At 45.9% G+C, this 3360-nt stretch carries 3 protein-coding genes; all 3 read left to right on the forward strand.

Translation table 11 applies throughout. The features are described 5' to 3' along the window. Nucleotides 1-392 precede the first annotated feature (392 nt). Nucleotides 393-1265, forward strand: a complete 873-nt coding sequence (locus J0895_RS20645) for a DUF4351 domain-containing protein (RefSeq protein ID WP_207089879.1) — start codon at nt 393-395, stop codon at nt 1263-1265. 201 nt (nt 1266-1466) lie between these two features. Continuing rightward, nucleotides 1467-1664, forward strand: coding sequence for a hypothetical protein (locus J0895_RS20650; RefSeq protein ID WP_207089880.1), 198 nt, complete (start codon nt 1467-1469; stop codon nt 1662-1664). Then, a partial coding sequence (locus J0895_RS20655; protein ID WP_207089881.1) for a valine--tRNA ligase occupies nt 1645-3360 on the forward strand: 1716 nt, incomplete at its 3' end. The genes J0895_RS20650 and J0895_RS20655, both read left to right, overlap by 20 nt.

Here is a 3360-nt window from a genome sequence, read left to right on the forward strand (position 1 = left end):
ATGTTCGGGAGGATTTTCCCCAATTCGGCTGTCAGATTTGCCGCTGTGATATCCAACCCATGCTGTAACAGTAATTCTCGCCATCCGTAGTTCGCAAGGCGATCGCAGACTTGTTTAACCTGATCAATTAAGGCCATAAGTAATTCCTGGTTTAATCCTAATTATTATAGAGTGATTCTTGCAGGAAGTGGATAATTCCTCCCAGGAGTGGGAGCATCTTGCTCCCTACTGCTGCTATCAGGGAGCAAGATGCTCCCACTCCTTAAGTAGATTTTTGTGATAATTTAGGCCATTTAATATAATGCATATTAATCATTAAAAAGTTTTTAAATATCCTTGACTTTTTGTATTAACTTGACTATAATTTTAAGTGTAAATATCCGCATAAAACAATGGGAAAAGCAGATATTAGCAGTAAGAGATTAATCGGACTCTCCCCCGATGGATGGGTCAAATGGGTAACTCGAAAATCGGATACAGTAGCCCAAGTCATCCTCGATTCAGAATTTCAGTGGCTTAGTCGAGATAGCGATATTCTCATCAAAGCCTATAGCCCGGAAGAAAGGGAATTTATTAGCCTAACCGAAGTCCAATTTCGCCCGGATACTCGGATGCCGGTGCGGATTCGGGCTTATGCGGCACTGGCAGAAGAAAAATATAATTTACCCGTGCATCCGGTGGTGGTCAATATTTTTCCGCCACCGGGCAACACCCCCATTCCCACTCGCTATGAATCGACTATTATGGGACTAGAGGCACGGCAAGACTATGAGGTAATCAACCTCTGGGAAATCGATGCCGAGGTCGCCTTTCAACCAGAATTAAAGGCCCTACTGCCCTTAGCAACGGTGATGAAAGGGGGTGCAAACGAAACCATCTTACGTCGTGCTGCTGTCCGACTACAACGGGAAGAACGTTCGGAAGATTTACAACGATTGTTGGGAATTTTTTCTAGCTATGTATTAGGAGAAAATATCGTGGAGAAAATCATGAATTTTCAAACACAGGCTTTACTGGAATCAACTTGGGGTCAGGAAATTTTAAAGCAAGGATTGGAGGAAGGACGCCAGGAAGGAGAAGTACAAGAAGCACAACGACTCATCCAACGCCAAATCCGGCGTCGGTTTGGGGAAGTATCTGAAGAGGTTACAGCCAGCTTGCAACGGTTGAACCGAGAGCAATTAGAAACGATAGGGGAAATGCTGATGGATGTCAATTCTTTGGAAGAATTGATGGCGGCTTTTCCTCCAGTGACTGATAATTAAAGTCGAGTTTTGTAGAGAAGTGAAATTAGCGCTTCTCTACAAAAAATATTCGATAAAATCAACAGCGATCGCCTTTTTTGAGGCATAACGGAAGGCGATCGCCGACAGTAGCGGTTAGAAACCCGGTTTCTGCACCGGATTGGTTGCTGATTAGCCAAAATTTTGTCACGAAACCGGGTTTCTGGTCCTCCTTCTTTAAGATTGACCCCCACCCCGATCGCCTTCCGTTTCGCCAGTTTAGGGGTAATGGTCCCTCTGGAACTGCCTCAACTGCCATCAATTTTGGATGGGTCCTTTTATTTTCCGTTCGTTTCCGTCAAAGGCTTGTGGCAAAATCGTAAGATAGATCAGTTTGTAAACCGTTCACCTTATATTCCCGATGACTTCCACCATTCCTAACTTACCGAGTCAATATGAACCCAAGACGACAGAAGCCAAATGGCAAGCGTTTTGGGAAGAGAATCAGGTTTTTAAAGCGGACCCGAATCACCCGGGAGAGCCTTACTGTATCATGATTCCCCCGCCCAATGTTACGGGTAGCTTACACATGGGACACGCCTTTGAAAGCGCCCTGATTGACGTGCTAGTGCGCTATCATCGCATGAAAGGGCGCAATACCCTGTGGTTGCCGGGGACGGATCATGCCAGTATTGCGGTCCAGACGATTTTAGAACGGCAATTGCGAGAAGAAGGCAAAACCCGGGATCAAGTGGGACGGGATAAGTTCCTGGAACGCGCTTGGCAGTGGAAAGAAAAGTCTGGTAACACGATTACGAATCAGTTGCGCCGGTTGGGGGTTTCCGTTGATTGGACTCGCGAACGGTTTACGATGGATGAAGGACTTTCCAAAGCAGTTTTGGAAGCGTTTATCGCGTTGCATGACGAAGGACTGATTTATCGCGGCAAATATATGGTGAACTGGTGTCCCGCGAGTCAGTCTGCGGTGTCGGATTTGGAGGTGGAACAACGCGAAATCAATGGTCATTTATGGCACTTTCGCTATCCTCTGAGTGATGGTTCTGGATTTGTGGAGGTGGCGACGACTCGACCCGAAACAATGTTAGGAGATACGGCAGTTGCGGTGAATCCCAATGACGATCGCTACAAAGGGTTAATTGGGAAAATGTTAACGCTGCCGATTATGAATCGGGAAATCCCAATTGTGGGAGATGAGTTTGTTGATCCGAGTTTTGGAACGGGTTGTGTTAAAGTAACTCCGGCCCATGACCCGAATGATTTTGCGATGGGAATGCGGCACAATTTGCCGTTTATTACCATTATGAATAAAGATGGGTCATTGAATGAGAATGCCGGACCTTTTGCGGGACGCGATCGCCAGGATGCCAGGAAGGCAGTGGTTCAGCAGTTGGAGGCAGAAGGACGACTGGTGAAGGTGGAGGAATATAAGCATACGGTTCCTTATAGCGATCGCGGTAAAGTGCCGGTAGAACCGCTGATTTCAACTCAGTGGTTTGTCAAAATTGACTCCCTTTCCAGTCGCGCCTTAACGTTTTTGGATGAGGAAAATTCTCCTCGGTTTGTCCCCGATCGCTGGACAAAAGTGTATCGCGATTGGTTGGAAAAACTCAAAGATTGGTGTATTTCTCGTCAACTCTGGTGGGGACATCAAATTCCCGCTTGGTATGCCATTAGTGAAACGGGGGGAATGATTGCTGATGATACGCCGTTTGTGGTGGCAAAATCTGCTGAAGAAGCTACAGCTAAACTGAAAGCTAAATTTGGAGAAAGTGTTCAAATTCAACAAGACCCGGATGTTTTGGATACTTGGTTTTCCTCTGGATTATGGCCGTTTTCCACCTTGGGATGGCCTGATAAAACCGAAGATTTGAATACCTATTATCCCACAACAACCCTGGTTACTGGCTTTGATATCATTTTCTTCTGGGTGGCGCGGATGACGATGATGGCGGGACATTTCACGGGGAAAATGCCTTTTAAAGATGTTTACATTCACGGATTAGTCCGGGATGAAAACAATAAAAAAATGTCTAAGTCGGCGGGGAATGGAATTGACCCGTTGCTGTTGATTGAAAAATACGGTACCGATTCCCTTCGTTATACCTTAATTCGGGAA

This window comes from Phormidium pseudopriestleyi FRX01, assembly GCF_017313335.1.
Classification (GTDB): domain Bacteria; phylum Cyanobacteriota; class Cyanobacteriia; order Cyanobacteriales; family Laspinemataceae; genus Laspinema; species Laspinema pseudopriestleyi.

What these genes read in the sequence shown, in the direction of transcription:
- J0895_RS20645 (WP_207089879.1), top strand. Translation starts at nt 393, where the DNA reads ATGGGAAAAGCAGATATTAGCAGTAAGAGATTAATCGGACTCTCCCCC.